At 73.4% G+C, this 16506-nt stretch carries 18 protein-coding genes; 6 read left to right on the plus strand and 12 right to left on the minus strand.

From position 1 onward, the window contains the following. Window positions 1-38: 38 nt before the first annotated feature. The gene (locus O7542_RS17915; protein ID WP_281604927.1) at window positions 39-1319 is read right to left on the minus strand and encodes a TRAM domain-containing protein; all 1281 of its coding nucleotides are present in this window, start codon (window positions 1317-1319) and stop codon (window positions 39-41) included. Continuing rightward, window positions 1316-3403 (minus strand): APC family permease, encoded by a 2088-nt coding sequence (locus O7542_RS17920; protein WP_043325667.1) that lies wholly within the window; start codon window positions 3401-3403, stop codon window positions 1316-1318. The genes O7542_RS17915 and O7542_RS17920 overlap by 4 nt, the downstream gene beginning before the upstream one ends. Window positions 3404-3561: 158 nt before the next feature. On the opposite strand from O7542_RS17920, the gene O7542_RS17925 reads away from it, so the two are divergent. Both O7542_RS17925 and O7542_RS17930 read left to right on the plus strand, forming a co-directional pair. Then, entirely contained in the window at window positions 3562-4227 is a 666-nt protein-coding gene (locus O7542_RS17925; protein WP_043325668.1) for a TrkA family potassium uptake protein, read from the plus strand. 3 nt (window positions 4228-4230) lie between these two features. Then, a complete protein-coding gene (locus O7542_RS17930) occupies window positions 4231-4914 on the plus strand; it encodes a TrkA family potassium uptake protein (RefSeq protein ID WP_043325670.1) in 684 nt (227 codons plus the stop codon). Between the two features lie 7 nt (window positions 4915-4921). On the opposite strand, the gene O7542_RS17935 is transcribed toward O7542_RS17930, so the two are convergent. The 4 genes from O7542_RS17935 to dut all read right to left on the minus strand — a co-directional run bounded on the left by O7542_RS17935 (window position 4922) and on the right by dut (window position 7298). Beyond that, the gene (locus tag O7542_RS17935; protein WP_043325672.1) at window positions 4922-5602 is read right to left on the minus strand and encodes a DUF3159 domain-containing protein; all 681 of its coding nucleotides are present in this window, start codon (window positions 5600-5602) and stop codon (window positions 4922-4924) included. Then, window positions 5599-5979 (minus strand): OB-fold nucleic acid binding domain-containing protein, encoded by a 381-nt coding sequence (locus O7542_RS17940; RefSeq protein WP_043325675.1) that lies wholly within the window; start codon window positions 5977-5979, stop codon window positions 5599-5601. The genes O7542_RS17935 and O7542_RS17940 overlap by 4 nt, the downstream gene beginning before the upstream one ends. A 172-nt stretch (window positions 5980-6151) precedes the next feature. Continuing rightward, window positions 6152-6775, minus strand: coding sequence for a DUF3710 domain-containing protein (locus tag O7542_RS17945; protein WP_043325677.1), 624 nt, complete (start codon window positions 6773-6775; stop codon window positions 6152-6154). Window positions 6776-6800: 25 nt separating this feature from the next. Beyond that, entirely contained in the window at window positions 6801-7298 is a 498-nt protein-coding gene (dut, locus tag O7542_RS17950; RefSeq protein WP_181373763.1) for a dUTP diphosphatase, read from the minus strand. An 85-nt stretch (window positions 7299-7383) separates the two neighbouring features. Between dut and O7542_RS17955 the strand changes: the two genes are divergently transcribed. Then, window positions 7384-7875, plus strand: coding sequence for a DUF3093 domain-containing protein (locus O7542_RS17955; protein ID WP_140946386.1), 492 nt, complete (start codon window positions 7384-7386; stop codon window positions 7873-7875). 62 nt (window positions 7876-7937) lie between these two features. Here the strand turns inward: O7542_RS17955 and O7542_RS17960 are convergent, their stop codons facing one another. Both O7542_RS17960 and O7542_RS17965 read right to left on the minus strand, forming a co-directional pair. After that, window positions 7938-8756 (minus strand): hypothetical protein, encoded by an 819-nt coding sequence (locus O7542_RS17960; RefSeq protein ID WP_069089368.1) that lies wholly within the window; start codon window positions 8754-8756, stop codon window positions 7938-7940. 260 nt (window positions 8757-9016) lie between these two features. After that, entirely contained in the window at window positions 9017-9313 is a 297-nt protein-coding gene (locus O7542_RS17965) for a DUF4193 domain-containing protein (protein WP_013284790.1), read from the minus strand. 439 nt (window positions 9314-9752) lie between these two features. Here O7542_RS17965 and O7542_RS17970 point away from each other — a divergent pair, with 439 nt between their 5' ends. Next, the gene (locus tag O7542_RS17970) at window positions 9753-10268 is read left to right on the plus strand and encodes a LytR C-terminal domain-containing protein (RefSeq protein ID WP_181373764.1); all 516 of its coding nucleotides are present in this window, start codon (window positions 9753-9755) and stop codon (window positions 10266-10268) included. 71 nt (window positions 10269-10339) lie between these two features. On the opposite strand, the gene O7542_RS17975 is transcribed toward O7542_RS17970, so the two are convergent. Beyond that, a complete protein-coding gene (locus O7542_RS17975) occupies window positions 10340-11161 on the minus strand; it encodes an inositol monophosphatase family protein (protein WP_043325683.1) in 822 nt (273 codons plus the stop codon). A 287-nt stretch (window positions 11162-11448) separates the two neighbouring features. Between O7542_RS17975 and O7542_RS17980 the strand changes: the two genes are divergently transcribed. Next, window positions 11449-13053, plus strand: coding sequence for an RNA polymerase sigma factor (locus O7542_RS17980; RefSeq protein ID WP_043325685.1), 1605 nt, complete (start codon window positions 11449-11451; stop codon window positions 13051-13053). Window positions 13054-13297: 244 nt separating this feature from the next. Beyond that, complete coding sequence (locus tag O7542_RS17985) at window positions 13298-13531, plus strand: hypothetical protein (RefSeq protein ID WP_013284786.1); 234 nt, start codon at window positions 13298-13300, stop codon at window positions 13529-13531. A gap of 150 nt (window positions 13532-13681) precedes the next feature. Here the strand turns inward: O7542_RS17985 and O7542_RS17990 are convergent, their stop codons facing one another. From O7542_RS17990 to O7542_RS18000, 3 genes are all read right to left on the minus strand, one after another. Next, entirely contained in the window at window positions 13682-15403 is a 1722-nt protein-coding gene (locus O7542_RS17990; protein ID WP_043325686.1) for a DEAD/DEAH box helicase, read from the minus strand. A gap of 191 nt (window positions 15404-15594) precedes the next feature. Further along, the gene (locus O7542_RS17995; RefSeq protein ID WP_043325688.1) at window positions 15595-16245 is read right to left on the minus strand and encodes a TRIC cation channel family protein; all 651 of its coding nucleotides are present in this window, start codon (window positions 16243-16245) and stop codon (window positions 15595-15597) included. Window positions 16246-16285: 40 nt separating this feature from the next. Further along, window positions 16286-16504, minus strand: a complete 219-nt coding sequence (locus O7542_RS18000; protein WP_030502976.1) for a DUF3039 domain-containing protein — start codon at window positions 16502-16504, stop codon at window positions 16286-16288. Window positions 16505-16506: the final 2 nt, after the last annotated feature.

Genomic DNA, 16506 nt, shown 5'->3' on the forward strand with positions numbered 1-16506 from the left:
CCCCTTCTTAACGGATCCGGTAGTAAAAGGGCCCCTTCTTAACGCGCGGGGCCGGGGCCGTGCGCGGACAGGAACAGGCCGACAAGCTCCACGTGCTGGGTCATCGGGAACAGGTCGTACCCGCGCAACTCGGCCAGCCGCCACCCCGCCTCGCGGAACGTGTGGACGTCCCGGGCGAAGGCGGCCGGGTCGCACGCCACGTACGCGACCGCGCGCGGCCCGGCGGCCACCACGTCGCGGACCACCGGCGCGCCCGCGCCGGAGCGCGGCGGGTCGAGCACCACCAGGTCGACCGGGCCGGTGATCCGGCGCCGGGCCAGCGCGGTCTCCACCCGCGCCGCGACCACCTCGACGCCGCGCAGGTCGGCGAGGTTCTCCCGGGCCGCGGCCACCCCGTCCGGCGCGGACTCGACGAGCGTCACCCGGGCCCCGTCGACCCGTTCGGCGAGCGCGGCGGCGAACAGCCCGGCGCCGCCGTACAGGTCCCAGGCCGTCTCGCCCGGTTGCGGGTCGAGCAGGTCGAGCACCGCGCCGGTCAGCGCGTCCGCCGCCGCCGGGTGCACCTGCCAGAACCCGGAGGCGGGCAGCGTGAAGGACCGCCCGGCCGCCGTCTCCCGGACCCGCTCCGGCCCGCTCACCGCCGTCGGAACCCCCTCGGCGTACGCGACCACGGCGACGTCCCCGCCGGTGCTGGCGACGGTCTCCACCGCGTCGGCGTCGGGCCAGCGGGCGCCGGTCGGCGGGAGCACCGGCAGCTCCTGGATCGCCGGGTGCGCGATCAGGCACCGCTCGATCGGCACCACCTCGTGCGAGCGGTGCTTGAGCAGCCCGGCCCGCCCGGCCGCGTCGACCGCGTACCGGACCCGGGAACGCCAGCCCAGCGGCCCGCCGGGCAGCGCCTCGACGCGGACGCCGAGCGCGTCGATCTGCGCGGTGGTGAGCCCGCCCAGCCGGGTGAGCTGCTCGCGCACCACGGCGAGCTTCCAGTCGAGCTGGGCGGCCGGGGCGACGTGCTGGAGGTCGCAGCCGCCGCACCGGCCCGGCCGGGCGTACGGGCACGGCGGGGCGACCCGGTCCGGTGCGGCGTCCAGGATCTCCACCGCGTCGGCGCGGGCGAAGCCCCGGTGCAGCTCGGTCACCTCGGCGATCACCCGCTCGCCGGGCAGCGCGTGCCGGACGAAGACCACCTGCCCGCCGACGCGGGCCACGCAGTGCCCGCCCGGCGCGACCGCGTCGACTGTCAGCTCGACCCGCTCGGCCTCCTCCAGCCCGGGGCGTTCCGCCGTCGGCACCGGACCGGGACGCTCGTCGGCGCTCACGGCCGCTCCTCCCGCTCGGCGGAGGGCGCGGACGGCGTGGAGGGCGCGGACGGCGCGGACGGGGTGGACGCCACCGGTGGCGGCAGTGTGCTCTGCGGCGCCACCCGGGGGCCGCGCGCCGGACCCCGGCTGAGCGTGGCGTCCAGGCGGTCCAGGTTCTTGCTGGCGGTGGAGGCGAGCTGCCAGGGCACGCTCGTCACCATCACGCCCGGCTCGAACAGCAGCCGCCCCTTGAGCCGCAGCGCGCTCTGGTTGTGCAGCAGGTTCTCCCACCAGCGCCCCACCACGTACTCGGGAATGAAGACGGTGACCACGTCGCGCGGCGACTCCCGGCGCACCGACGCGACGAAGTTGAGGATCGGCCGGGTGATCTCCCGGTACGGGGAGTCGATCACGGTGAGCGGCACCGGCAGCTCGCGGCGCTCCCAGTCGGCCTGCAGTTCCCGGGTGTCCTGCTCGTCCACGTTCACGGTGACCGCGGTGAGCGTGTCCGGCCGGGTCGCCCGCGCGTACGCGACCGCCCGCAGCGTCGGCTTGTGCAGCTTGCTGACCAGCACGATGGCGTGGTTGCGGGCGGGCAGCACGCCCCGCTGCTCGGTCGGCTCCAGCTCCTCCGCGACCCGGTCGTAGTGCCGGCGGATGCCGAGCATCACCACGTACATCACCGCCATCGCGACGATCGCGATCCACGCCCCGAGCAGGAACTTCGTGGCCAGCACGATGACCAGCACCACGCCGGTCATCACCATGCCGAACGTGTTGATCGCCCGGGAGCGCAGCATCCGGCGGCGCGCCTCCGGGTCCCGCTCGTTGCGAAGGTGCCGGTTCCAGTGCCGGATCATGCCGGCCTGGGAGAGCGTGAACGAGACGAACACCCCGACGATGTAGAGCTGGATGAGCTTGGTCACCTCGGCCTGGAAGCCGATGATCAGCACCACCGCGAAGACGGCCAGGAAGAGGATGCCGTTGGAGAACGCCAGCCGGTCGCCTCGGGTGTGCAGCTGGCGCGGCAGGTAGCGGTCCTGCGCCAGGATCGAGCCGAGCACCGGGAAGCCGTTGAAGGCGGTGTTGGCGGCCAGGAACAGGATCAGCGCGGTCATCCCGGCGACCACGTAGAGCAGCACCGAGCCGCCGCCGAACACGGTCTCCCCGAGCTGCACGGTCACCGTCTTCTGCACGTAGTCGACCGGGCCGGAGACGATCTGCGTCCTCGGGTCCTCGACGAACTGCAGGCCGGTGAGCCGGGACAGCCAGATGATGCCGACCAGCATGGTGACCGCGATGCCGCCGAGCAGCAGCAGCGTGGTCGCCGCGTTCTTCGACTTCGGGGCCTTGAAGGCGGGTACGCCGTTGGAGATCGCCTCCACGCCGGTGAGCGCCGCGCAGCCCGACGAGAACGTGCGCAGCAGCAGGAACACCAGCGCGAACCCGGTGACGCTGTGCTCGGCCTGGATCTCCAGGCCGGCGCTCGGCGCGCGCAGGTCGTCGCCCAGCACGAAGACGCGGACCAGCCCCGTCAGCAGCATGCCGCCGATGACGATCACGAAGCCGTACGTGGGGATGGCGAAGGCGGTGCCGGACTCGCGCAGGCCGCGCAGGTTGATCGCGGTGAGCAGCACCACCGCGCTGACCGCGATGAGCACCTTGTGGGTGGCCACGAACGGCACCACCGAGCCGAGGTTCGCCACGCCGGAGGAGACCGAGACGGCGACGGTGAGCACGTAGTCGACGAGCAGCGCGCTCGCCACCGCCAGGCCGGCCTTGGGACCGAGGTTGACCGTCGCGACCTCGTAGTCGCCGCCGCCGGAGGGGTAGGCGTGCACGTTCTGCCGGTAGCTCGCCACCACGGTCAGCATGACCACGACGACCGCGAGCGCGACCCACGGCGAGAAGAAGAACGCCGAGGCGCCGGCGATGGACAGCGTCAGGAGGATCTCGTCCGGCGCGTACGCCACGCTGGAGAGCGCGTCGGAGGCGAAGACCGGTAGCGCGATGCGCTTCGGCAGCAGCGTGTGCTGCAGGCGGTCGGACCGGAACGGTCGACCGAGGAGGAGTCGCTTCAGCAGCGAGGTGGGTCGGGCCACAACCGCCAAGCGTACGACCACCGGATCCGGGGCGCGGGGGTGGTCGATCTCCCCCGCGTGCGTCCGCGCGGTACGGTTCGGTCCCCCGTCCGGCAGGGGGACGTGGCAGGCTCGCAGGCGACGGGTCGGCGGGCGGCGCCGTGGGAGGAGCGGACACCGTGCATGTGGTGATCATGGGCTGCGGCCGGGTCGGGTCGACCCTGGCCCACAGCCTGGAGTCGCGCGGCCACTCGGTGGCGGTGATCGACCAGGACGCGGACGCGTTCCGCCGTCTCGGGCCGGACTTCGCCGGCATCACGGTGACCGGCGCGGGCTTCGACGGCGAGGTGCTGCGCCAGGCCGGCATCGAGCGGGCCGACGCGTTCGCGGCGGTCTCCAGCGGTGACAACTCCAACATCATCTCGGCCCGGCTGGCGCGGGAGACGTTCGGCGTGTCCCGGGTCGCGGCCCGCATCTACGACCAGCGCCGGGCGCAGGTCTACGAGCGGCTGGGCATCCCCACCGTGGCAACCGTCCGGTGGACGGCCGACCGGATGCTGCGCCACCTGGTCCCCGAGGGCAACGTGGAAATCTTCCGCGACCCGACCAGCACCGTGTCGATCATGGAGGTGCCGGTGCACAAGGACTGGATCGGCCGGCCGCTGCGGCAGCTGGAGCAGGCCGCCGGCGCCCGGGTGGCCTACCTGAACCGGTTCGGCATCGGCACCCTGCCCACCGCCTCCACCGTGGTGCAGGAGGGCGACCAGGTCTTCATGCTGGTGACCGACGACATCAACGGCCCGGTCACGTCGGTGGCGGCGGCGCCGCCGGAAGGGGGGCACTGAGCCATGCGGATCGCCATCGCCGGCGCCGGCAACGTGGGCCGCTCGATCGCCCAGGAGCTGATCGACAACGGCCACCAGGTGATGCTGATCGAGCGGCAGCCGAAGATGCTGCGGCCCGACCGCGTGCCCGCCGCCGACTGGGTGCTCGCCGACGCGTGCGAGCTGGCCAGCCTGGAGGAGGCCGACGTGGCCGGGTGCGACGTGGTCGTCGCGGCCACCGGCGACGACAAGGTCAACCTCGTGGTGTCGCTGCTGGCCAAGACCGAGTTCGCGGTGCCCCGCGTGGTGGCCCGGGTCAACCGGGCGGAGAACGAGTGGCTGTTCACCGAGCAGTGGGGCGTCGACGTCGCGGTCAGCAAGCCGCGCGTGATGGCGGCGCTGGTCGAGGAGGCGGTCACCGTCGGCGACCTGGTCCGGCTGATGACATTCCGGCAGGGCGAGGCGAACCTGGTCGAGATCACCCTGCCGCCGACCGCGCCCTACGTAGGGCAGGCGATCCACGCGGTGCCGATCCCCCGGGACGCGGCGCTGGTGGCGATCGTGCGCGGCAAGCGGGTGCTGGTCCCCACCCCGGACGACCCGATCGAGGCCGGCGACGAACTGGTGTTCGTCTGCACCGCCGCGGTGGAGGACGACGTGCGCGCGGTGATCCTCGGCCCGGCCAGCGCGGACCGCCACCGTTCCTGAAGCGGCCTCAGGCGCCCGGCAGCGGGGTGGGCGCGCCCTCCCGGGTGACCCGGCGCACCACCCAGACGGTGATCAGCAGCAGCAGCGCGTACGGCGGGTAGCCCAGCGCGAGCCGGGCCACGCCCAGCGCGGTGTCCTGGTGGGCCAGGTAGAGCCCGGCCTGTACGCCGACCTTGGCCAGCCACACCACGCCCCACAGCACGGTGAGCTGGGTGAAGGTGCGGACCAGCCTGGGGTCGTCGCGCCACTCGGAGCGGCCCTTGGCGACCAGCACCGACCAGATCCAGCCGACCAGCGGCTGCCGGATCGCGGCCGAGAGCAGCAGCGCCAGGCCGTAGCCGATGCCGTAGAGGATGCCAGGCAGGTAGAAGTCGCGCTCGTCGCCGGTACGCAGGGCCAGCAGCGCGCCGATGCCGACGCCGAACAGGCCGTTCACCGCGTGCCGCACCGGCTTGCGCTGGGCCAGCCGCAGGCCGGCGATCAGCAGCGCCACCGCCACCGAGGCGTACACGGCGGGGCGCAGCTCGCCGATCACGTTGGCGACCACGAAGACCACCACCGGGATGCTCGACTCGACCAGCCCCCGCCATCCGCCGAGCTGATCGGCCATCTGCTCGGCGAGGCTGGGCAGCCGCTCCTCGTCCTGCGGGCCGAGACCCGACGGGGTGTGCTGCTGTCCGGTCGTCACTTCGGCGACTCCAGCTCGTAGTACGGGTTGTAGATCACCTTGCGGTCGTCACGCACCGCCACCCGGCCGCGCGCGGTCAGGTGCCGGCCCGGCTCGATCCCGGCGATGTGCCGACGGCCCAGCCAGACCAGCGTGACGACGTCGGTGCCGTCGTAGAGGTCCGCCTCCAGCGTGGGCAGGTTCGTCCGCGGCGTGTAGACGACGGTGCGCAGCCGCCCGGCCACCGACACCACCTGGCCCCTGTTGCACTGGCGGGCCGGCGTGCCGCCGGACTCGGCGCTCTCCCGGCGCAGCTCCTGCGCCTCGATCTCGGCCTCGCTGGCGGTGAGCCGGTGCAGGAGCCGCCGCAGCGACCCCCGGCTCTCGTCGGTCGTCATGACCTCCGCGTCACCCTCTCCACAGCGGGGCCCCGCTGGTGGCGGAACCGTCCCGCCAGCGTACGCCGACACGGCCCGCCGGCGGGAGCGCCGTGGTACGCGTACCGCCGCCCGGGACGCCGGCACGCCGCGGGCCCGGCGCCGTTCGACGCCGGGCCCGGGCACGTGTGGATCAGACCTCCTGCTGCTCGGCGGCGGCCTGCTGCTCGGCGACCTCGCGGGGCAGCCGCAGCGGCAGCGGCTCGCGCACCGGCTTGGCCTCCTGCCCGCGGTCGACCACCAGGCCGTCCAGGCAGGCCGTCAGCGGCCCGGCGGTGGCCGCCTCGGTGGCCGCGAGGCCCTGGAAGACGCCGCGCACCATCCAGCGCGGGCCGTCGATGCCGACGAAGCGCAGGTCGGTCGGGCCGTCCGGGGTACGCACCCGGGCGCGCAGCTCGGGACCGCGCTCCCCGTCGACCTCCTGGACGGTGGCGCCGTCGGCGACGAGCGACTGGCGGATCTCCTCGCGCACCTCGTCCCAGATGCCCTCGGAGCGGGGCGCGGCGAAGACGCCGAGCTGCAGCGCGCTCTGCCCGTGCACCAGCACCACCTGCTGGATCACGCCCTGCGGGTCGGCCTGGACGCGCACCTCCACGTCCGGCACCGCCGGGATCTGGAGGCTGCCCAGGTCGAGCCGGGGCGCGTCGGGGGCCTCGCTGACGTCGTACGGCCCGCGGTCCGGCGCCGACGGGGTCTCCTCGGCGTCGAGGACCCCATTGTCACGCGCCTCGTCGGCCCGCTTCCGGGAGAAGATCACTGCGCCCACCCTCCGCTGTTCGCACTCACCCTGCCACCTCTTCGCTCTGCCCGCCGGACGGCGCCGGGACCAGGCCGGCGTGCCCGCCGGTGGACCCGTGCCCGCCCGTGCCACGCCGGGACGCGGGCAGCTCGGCCACCGGCCGGAACTCGGCCCGGGCGACCCGCTGGACCACCAGTTGCGCGATGCGGTCGCCCCGGCTGATCTTGGCTGGCATGTCCCGATCGTGGTTGATCAGGTTGACCAGGATCTCACCCCGGTAGCCGGCGTCGACCGTACCGGGCGCGTTGAGCACCGTCACGCCGAGCCTCGCCGCCAGACCGGATCGGGGGTGGACCAGCCCGACGTACCCGTCGGGCAGCGCCACCGACACGCCGGTGGGCACCAGGGCCCGGCCGCCGGGGGGCAGCTCGACGTCCGCGGCGGCCACCAGGTCCGCGCCGGCGTCACCGGGATGGGCGTACGCCGGCAGCGGCAGCTCCGGGTCGAGCAGTCGCACGGGCACGGGTACGACGTCTGTCACGGTCATCCTCTTCCGTCCGGTCCTGCGGGGGTGCCCTGTCATCCTGCCGGTTGCCGGGCCCGCGACGCGCCGTACCCTCGTCAGTGTGCGTCAGTCGTCATCTCCGGCCGCGCCGCCGGCCACCGCCGCGCCGTACGCGGAGCGCCTCGGTCTGCCCTGGTGGGCCTGGCCGCTCGGGCTGGCCGCGGCCGCGCTGCTCGCGGTCGAACTGTGGATGGGCGCGACCGGCGTCCGCGCCTGGCTGCCGTTCGTGCTGCTGATCCCCGCCGCGGTGGCCGCCCTGTGGTGGCTGGGCCGGATCCGGGTCGAGGTGCGCGACGGCGAGCTGCGGGTGGACGACGCCCACCTCCCGGTGCGGTACGTCGCGGACGTGGTGCCGCTGGACGCGGCCGGCCGGCGCGAGGTGCTCGGCGTCGGCTCCGACCCGCTGGCCTTCGTGGTGCAGCGTCCGTGGATCGACGGCGCCGTGCAGGTGGTGCTGGACGACCCGGAGGACCCGACCCCGTTCTGGGTGGTCAGCACCCGGCACCCGGTCCAGTTGGCGGTCGCCGTCCTGGCCGCCCGCGACGCGGCCTGATCCGACGCCGCCCCGAGGCGGCCTGACCCGACGCCGCCCGCGAACGGCCGGTCCGCCGCCGGTCAGGACGGCTTGTCCGGCAGTGCCCGGGCGGTCCGCCGCAGGTCCTTGCGCAGTTGCTCGCCGAGCGCGCGGGTGGCCCGACGGTTGAGGTAGCCGGCCACGGCGGCGCCGGTCAGGAACGGCCCGAGCGTGGTGAGGTTGCGCCCGAATCGGCGCATCAGACTGTCCCGCAGCTCGCGGCGGGCGGCGGTGCCGAGCACCGCGCTCACTCCGACGCCCGGCATCATCGGGTTGACCCCGCGCTGGGTGGCCCAGGACTGCACCAGCGACACCGCGCGGCCGGTGCCGCCGGCCGGCAGCGGCACCCGGTGGACCTCGTGCAGCTCGCCGATGAGTTTCAGCTCGATCGCCACCACCGCGACCGTCTCGGCGGCCAGCAGGACGGGGGCGGAGAGCAGCGTGGGCGTCACCGCCCACTCGACGGCTGCCACTCCGCCGCCGGCCGCGCCGACCCCGGCGGTGGCCCGGGACGCGTTGCGGACCAGCCGGTCGGCGAGCGCGTCGTCGTCCAGGCCGGGGAAGTGCCGCCGCAGCGTGGCGAGGTCGCGGATCGGCACGTGCGGGGCGATCTCGGCGACCGTGTCGGTCATCCAGCGCACCGCCGCCCGCGGCTTGAACAGGTCGGTGATCCCCCGGGCGCGGGCCTGCCCGACCAGCCGGGTCAGCAGTTGCCGCCGGCGGGCCGGGGCGATGTCGTCGGCGGTCAGGGCGGCGACCGTCGCGCCGAGTTCCCCGGCGTCCGCGCCCGGCTCACCGGACGTCGAACCGGAGCCGGTAGTGGCCGCCGTCGCGGCGAGTTCGGTGGAGGCCGGCGGCACGGTCGAGCCGCCAGGTGCGGGCACGGCGGAGCCGGTCGGTGTCGCATCCGGCCCGGTCGGCGCCGGTCTCGCCGCTGGAGCCGGGGTCCGGTCGGCGCCGGTCCCCTCGCTGCGCTCGCTCACCCGTCCGCCCTCCTTGCTCCGCGCGGCGTGGCAGCCGCCCGTAACGAGTCAAGCAGCAACCGGCCACCGGCGCACGGCGGCGGCTCGAACAGCGGCGGCCCCGTCGAGGAGGCCGCCGCCGGTGTCCCCGGTCGGGATCAGACGCACTCGCGGCAGATCAGGTCGCCGTTGCGCTCGACCGCCAGCTGGCTGCGGTGGTGGACCAGGAAGCAGCGGGCGCACCGGAACTCGTCCTGCTGCATCGGAAGGACCTTGACCGTGAGCTCCTCGTCGGCCAGGTCGGCGCCGGGCAGCTCGAAGCTCTCGGCCACCTCGGCCTCGTCGACGTCCACGGCGCCCGACTGTGAGTCGACCCGCCGGGCCTTGAGCTCTTCGAGGCTGTCCTCGCCGAGGTCGACCTCGTCGCGACGCGGGGCGTCGTAGTCGGTGGCCATCGGTTTCACTCTCCAATATCGATATTGTCGCTGCCGGTTGTAACGCCGGACGACGCCGTTTCGGTTCCCCTGACCGGCCACCATCTCTGTCGGGCACCCGACCCGACGAGCGGTGGGCCGGGCTCGCCGGTGCGAAATGCCCCCGGTGAGCGCGGAACCTTACCCCCCCTGTGGGCGAGGCATGTATACCGCCCTCGCGGGGGAGATGTACGCCTCGGCGCCCGAAGTTGTTCCCAATGTGACTCAGGCGACACGAAGATAGGGGTAGTCCTACCGGTTCACCGCGTGGCGCGCCGGTATGTCGGACTGTTTCCACGCCTGAGCCGGACAACGGTTAACCTCAGCGGCGTACTGGACGGCCGACCGGTCGCGGCCCGACCGCGTCGCCCGCCACCACCCAATCACTGTCCGGGGAGCGCCCAGGATGAGTTTTGCGCGAGTGCGGGCACTCGTTGTCGTCGGACTGCTGGCGGTCGTCGCCCTGGTCGTCGTGGTCGTCGCCGTGTTGAAGGACAGTCAGGGCACAGCCGGTACGGCGGCCGCCTGCCCGGACGGCTGGCCGCTGGTCGACCTGCGGCTGCGGGAGCAGAAGGACGTCAAGATCAACGTCTACAACGCCACCGACGAGGCCGGCCGGGCCGGCAGCGTCGCGGACGACTTCCGCAACCGCAAGTTCCAGGTCAAGAAGGTCGGCAACGAGAAGAAGGCGTTCGACGGCGTGGCCGAGTTGCGGTTCGGTCCCAACGCCGTGGGGTCGGCGCACCTGCTGCGCGCGTACTTCCTGAACGAGGCCAGCCAGAAGTTCGACGCGAACCGCAAGGACGACGTGGTCGACGTGGTCCTGGGCAACCAGTTCCAGCAGCTCGCCACCACCACCGAGGTCAACCAGTCGCTCGGCGACCTGGGCGCCCCGCAGGCGCCGCCGGAGACCTGCCCGAAGCCGGTCGAGAAGTAGGCGGCCGGCGGCCCGACGACGCAGGGCGGTCCTCCTCCGGGAGGGCCGCCCTGTCGCGTGTGCGGGTCAGGTCACGGCCCGCCGGAGGCGTCCAGGTCGACCAGCCGGGCGTGCAGCGGCCCGTGCAGCGCCGGCGGCGCGGCGAGCACCAGGTCCGGTCCGGCCGGGCGGCCGGACAGGCCGGTCACCAGCAGCCCGGCCTCCCGGGCGACCAGCCCGCCGGCGGCCAGGTCCCAGTCGGCCAGGCCCTTCTCGTAGTACGCATCCACCCGCCCCTCGGCGGCCAGGCAGAGGTCGAGCGCGGCGGCGCCCATCCGGCGGATGTCCCGGATGTGCGGGATCAGCTCCGTCACCACCCGCGCCTGGTGGGCCCGGCGGCCGGCGTCGTAGCCGAAGCCGGTGGCCACGAGCGCCTGACCGAGATCGGTCGCGGTCGAGCCGCTCAGCCGCTGCCCGTCGCGCCAGGCGCCGCCGCCGAGCGTCGCGGTCCACTCCTCGCCGGTGACGACGTTGCGGACCACCCCGGCGACCACCTCGCCGGCCACCTCAGCGGCCAGCGAGACCGCGCAGTAGGGCAGCCCGTACAGGTAGTTGACGGTGCCGTCGATCGGGTCGAGGATCCAGCGCACCCCGTCGGCGCCGGCGGGGCCGGTCTCCCCCGCGCCGTACTCCTCGCCCAGCACCGCGTCGCCCGGCCGCCGCTGCCGCAGCGCGGCCAGCACCTGCCGCTCCACCGCCCGGTCGGCGGCGGTGACCACGTCGGTCACCGTGCTCTTCGTCGCGGCCACCGAGACACCCTCGACCCGCATCCGGTACGCGGTGGCGGCGGCCTCCCGGGCCACCTCGACCGCGATCGTGAGCAACTCCCGCGCCGTAGGCGTCGCGGTGATCATGTTTGTCCCCTTCCCGCACGATCGGGACCGGCCCACCCGTGCGCGGGTATCATCCTTACAAAGTCCACATCTGCGCCGATTCGGCGGTCCCGGACCGCCGGTCCGCCGTGCGGCGCGGGATGATCGCGGCAGACGGCGTTACAATTCACCCTGCCCACGCGCCACGGACCGCCAGCGACCGGACGGCCCGGGACACGGGGGTCCTCAACGACTCGCCCGGCACGGCCGTCCCATGCTGCGCCGGACGACCCGGCCGTGCTCGCTCTTTTCGCCTCCGGAAGGTCTTCGTGACAGATCCCCGCCAGACCGGCGCCGACGTTCGCTCGCTCACCGACACCCTGATCGCCCACGCGCAGAGCGCCGGCGGTCAGCTCACGTCGGCCCAGCTCGCGCGCACCGTCGAGTCCGCTGAGGTGACCCCGGCCCAGGCCAAGAAGATCCTCCGCGCGCTCTCCGAGGCGGGCGTGACGGTGGTGGTGGACGGCTCGGCGAGCACCCGCCGCCGCGTCGCCGCCGCCCGGTCCGCCACCCCGGCCTCCCGCGCGACCACCGCCAAGACCACGAAGAAGGCCGCCGCGCCCGCCCCGAAGCAGGCGCCGGCCGCCGAGGAGGCGCCCGCCGCCCCGGCCCCCCGGAAGGCGACCGCGCGCAAGGCCACCACGGCCGACGTCGCCAAGGCCGCCGCCCCGGCGAAGGCCACCAAGGCGACCCGCGCCACCAAGGCCACGGTGGCCGCCAAGACCGCCGCGGCGAAGCCGGGGAAGGCCGGCGGCAAGGCGGAGGGCCCCGAGGGCGAGATCGACCCGGAGGAGCTGGCCGCCGAGATCGAGGACGTGGTGGTCGAGGAGCCGGCCGAGCTGACCCAGGCCGCCGAGGCCGACGCGGCCAGCTCCGCCACCGACAACGACTTCGAGTGGGACGACGAGGAGTCCGAGGCGCTCAAGCAGGCGCGCCGGGACGCCGAGCTGACCGCCTCCGCCGACTCCGTGCGGGCGTACCTCAAGCAGATCGGCAAGGTTCCGCTGCTCAACGCCGAGCAGGAGGTCGAGCTGGCCAAGCGGATCGAGGCCGGCCTCTACGCCGCCGAGCGGCTGCGCGCCGCCGACGAGGGCGAGGAGAAGCTGGTCCGCGACCTGCAGCGCGACCTGATGTGGATCTCCCGGGACGGCGAGCGCGCCAAGAACCACCTGCTGGAGGCCAATCTCCGCCTGGTGGTCTCGCTGGCCAAGCGCTACACCGGTCGCGGCATGGCCTTCCTCGACCTCATCCAGGAAGGCAACCTCGGCCTCATCCGCGCCGTCGAGAAGTTCGACTACACCAAGGGCTACAAGTTCTCCACCTACGCCACCTGGTGGATCCGCCAGGCCATCACCCGCGCCATGGCCGACCAGGCCCGCACCATCCGCATCCCGGTGCACATGGTCGAGGTGATCAACAAGCTCGGCCGGATCCAGCGCGAGCTGCTCCAGGACCTGGGCCGCGAGCCCACCCCGGAGGAGCTGGCCAAGGAGATGGACATCACACCGGAGAAGGTGCTGGAGATCCAGCAGTACGCCCGGGAGCCCATCTCGCTCGACCAGACCATCGGTGACGAGGGTGACAGCCAGCTCGGCGACTTCATCGAGGACTCCGAGGCGGTCGTCGCCGTCGACGCGGTGTCGTTCTCGCTGCTGCAGGACCAGCTCCAGCAGGTCCTCCAGACGCTGTCCGAGCGTGAGGCGGGCGTGGTGCGCCTGCGCTTCGGCCTCACCGACGGTCAGCCGCGCACCCTGGACGAGATCGGCCAGGTGTACGGCGTGACCCGGGAACGCATCCGGCAGATCGAATCGAAGACCATGTCCAAGTTGCGGCACCCCTCGCGTTCCCAGGTGCTCCGCGACTACCTGGACTGACCGCGTACGTCAACAATTCGTGCCGGTTTGATCACCAGCCGTAGAACACTCATCAGTGATCGATCGGTTGCCTGTTTGTGATCGTTGACGTGGCACCCTTGGTGCACGGCACACTGTCCCCCACGCCATGTGTGACCTCGGTCCCCCGCGGGCACACAGGGAAGGCAGGGCCCGAGATGGGTGTTGCACGATAGGTGAGCAACCGAAGAGAGTGTTCATCGGTGACGACCAGAGGAGGAAGGCGATGACCCCGACCCTCACGCCGCCGCCCGAGACGGTGAGCCCCCCGGCCGCCGATGAACGGTGCGACCGCTGCAATGCTGCCGGCAAGCTCCGGATCACTCTGGCGGGTGGGAGTGAGCTGGTGTTCTGTGGGCACCACGCGAACAAGTACGCGGAGGATCTCGTGAAGATCACCGTGCGCTACGCGTCGGACCCGGAGTTCAGCTGGCGTGGCGCCGATCTCATGGCGAACTGAGGTCCGACAGGAATCCACATCACGACATAACCGGCCGGAGGCACCCACACGGGTCGCCTCCGGCCGGTTTTTCGTGCCGGTGCCGCCTGCGCCGCCCGGTGTTAAGAAGGGGCCCCTGCTCTACCGGAGGCGTTAACAGGGGGCCCTTCCTTACAGGGTCTGCACGGTGGCGATGCGCTCTTCGAGCTGCTCGATCGTCGCCTGCGCGCTGGGTGGGCCGCCGCAGATCCGGCGCAGCTCGGCGTGGATCTTGCCGTGCGGCTGGCCGGTGTGGTGGTGCCGGGCGGCCACCAGAGCGTTCAGCTGCCGCCGTAGCGCCACCCGGCGCTGGGCGGCACTCATCGGTGGGGGCGCCGCCGCCGGGGCCGCAGCGGCCGGCTCAGCGGTCCGCTGGGCGGCCCGGCGCTTCTGCGCGGCGAGCTGCTCGGCCTGCCGCTTGGTCAGCAGCAGCGAGACCTGGTCGGCGGTGAGCAGACCGGGCAGGCCGAGATATTCCTCCTCCTCCGGCGTACCGGCCTGGGCGGCGGTGCCGAACGACGCGCCGTCGAAGATGACCTGGTCCAGCTCGGCGGTCGCGGAGAGCGCGGCGAAGCGCTTCTCCAGCTCGCCACTGGCGCCGTCGTCGCGCTGGGCGCGCTCCAGCAGGTCGTCGTCGAAGCCCTCGCGGTCCTTCGGCTTGCCGAGCACGTGGTCCCGCTCGGCCTCCATCTCGCTCGCCAGCCCCAGCAGGTGCGGCACGCTGGGCAGGAACACCGACGCGGTCTCACCGGGACGGCGGGCCCGGACGAACCGGCCGATCGCCTGCGCGAAGTACAGCGGGGTGCTGGCACTCGTCGCGTACACGCCGACCGCGAGCCGGGGGATGTCGACGCCCTCGGACACCATCCGCACCGCGACCAGCCACCGTTGCTGCGAGGCGGCGAACGTCGCGATCCGCGCGGACGCGCCCTGGTCGTCGGAGAGCACCACGGCGGCCTTCTCACCGGTCACCTGCTCCAGCAGCTTCGCGTACGCGCGGGCCACCTGCTGGTCGCTGGCGATGACCAGGCCGCCCGCGTCGGGCATGCCGTTGTCGCGCAGCACGCTGAGCCGGGCGTCGGCGGCGCGCAGCACCTGCGGCATCCAGTCGCCGGCCGGGTCCAGCGCGGTACGCCACGCCTGGGCGATCAGGTCCTGCGTCATCGGCTCGCCGAGGCGGGCCGCCAGCTCCTCACCGGCGTTGGTGCGCCACCGGGTCTCCCCCGAGTACGCCAGGAACAGCACCGGCCGGACCACGCCCTCGCGCAGCGCGTCGGAGTAGCCGTAGACCGAGTCGGCGCGGGAGCGCAGCAGCCCGTCGCCGCCGCGCTCGTAGCTGACGAACGGGATCGGATTGTCGTCGGAGCGGAACGGCGTGCCGGTGAGCATCAGCCGGCGTACCGCGGGCTCGAAGGCCGCCTTGACGCCGTCGCCCCAGGTACGCGAGTCGCCGGCATGGTGGATCTCGTCGAGGATGACCAGCGTGCGTCGGGTCATGGTGCGCCGCCGGTGCACCTGCGGCGCCATGCCCACCTGCGCGTACGTGACCACCGCGCCGTGGAAGTCGGCGGCGGAGTGCAGGTCGGCGTTGCGGAACGCGGCGTCGAGCTGGATGCCGACCCGGGCGGCGGCCTGCGCCCACTGGGTCTTCAGGTGCTCGGTCGGCGCGACCACGGTGACCGCCTCGACGGTGCCGTCGGCGAGCAGCTCGGCGGCGATGCGCAGCGCGAACGTGGTCTTACCGGCGCCGGGCGTGGCGACCGCGGTGAAGTCCTCGGTCCGGCGGCGCAGGTATTCCACGAGCGCCTTGCGTTGCCAGGCGCGCAGGGGCGGGAACGTGTCGAGCGCCGGCATCCGCGGTGGCACGCGTAGCTCCTCTCCGCCGCGGACGGCGGCGGGCCCGACCGGGGCCACGGGAGCCGCCGCCCATGAAAACGCCCTCGCGCATCCGGTGCCGCGAAGGCGGACTCAGCATAACCAGCGCGGGCCGTACGCCCCACTCGACGCCACGCCTGTCACATCCGCCCACCCCGGTGGGAAGCGGGTCAGGGCAGTGGTCCCCGGGTGCCGGTGCGCGGCGGCCGCAGCGTCGCCACCGGTGCGGACCAGCGTCGGCGCAGCGCGATCAGGCGCAGCCCGAACACGAGCAGGGCGGCGGCGGTGAGCGGCACGGCGGTCGCCTGTCCGGACGCCGACAGCAGCGCCACGGTGACCGCGCCGGCGAGCGCGGCGAGGGCGTAGATCTCCCGGCGCAGCACCACCGGGATCTCGCCGGTGAGCAGGTCGCGGCCCAGCCCGCCACCGATCGCGGTGAGCATGCCGATCATGCAGGCGCCGACCGGCGGCACCGCGGCGTCGAGGGCCTTGAGCGTGCCGATGACGGTGAACAGGCCGAGGCCGGCGGCGTCGAGCACCAGCACCGTGGTGCGCAGCCGGGCGAGCTGCGGGTGAAGCCAGAACACGGCGGCGGCGGTGACGGACGCGGTGGCGGCGTACCGCCAGTCGGCGAACGCCAGCGGGGGCACCTCGTCGATCGCCAGGTCACGGAAGATTCCTCCGCCGAGCGCGGCGACCACGCCGACGAAGACGACGCCGAACAGGTCGAGCCGTTTCGCCACCGCCGCGGAGGCGCCGGAGGCGGCGAAGACCGCCACGCCGGTGAGGTCGGCGACAAGCAGGGCGGTGGAGGTGGTCACCGCCGCAGGTTACGTCGAGGGGCGGCGGAGCCGCCCGCTGTCACTCGGCGTACGAGTCGTAGATCTCCTTGCACTTCGGGCACACCGGCGAGCCGGGCTTGGCCGCCTTGGTGACCGGGAACGTCTCGCCGCAGAGCGCGACCACGAAGGTGCCCATGACGGCACTCTCAGCGATCTTCTCCTTACGGACGTAGTGGAACATCTCCGGACCAGTGTCCGCGTCCTTCAGCTCGGGACGCTCGAGAACCTCTGTGCTCACGA

Origin of the sequence: Micromonospora sp. WMMC264 (genome assembly GCF_027497275.1) — a bacterium.
Classification (GTDB): Bacteria; Actinomycetota; Actinomycetes; order Mycobacteriales; family Micromonosporaceae; genus Micromonospora; species Micromonospora chalcea.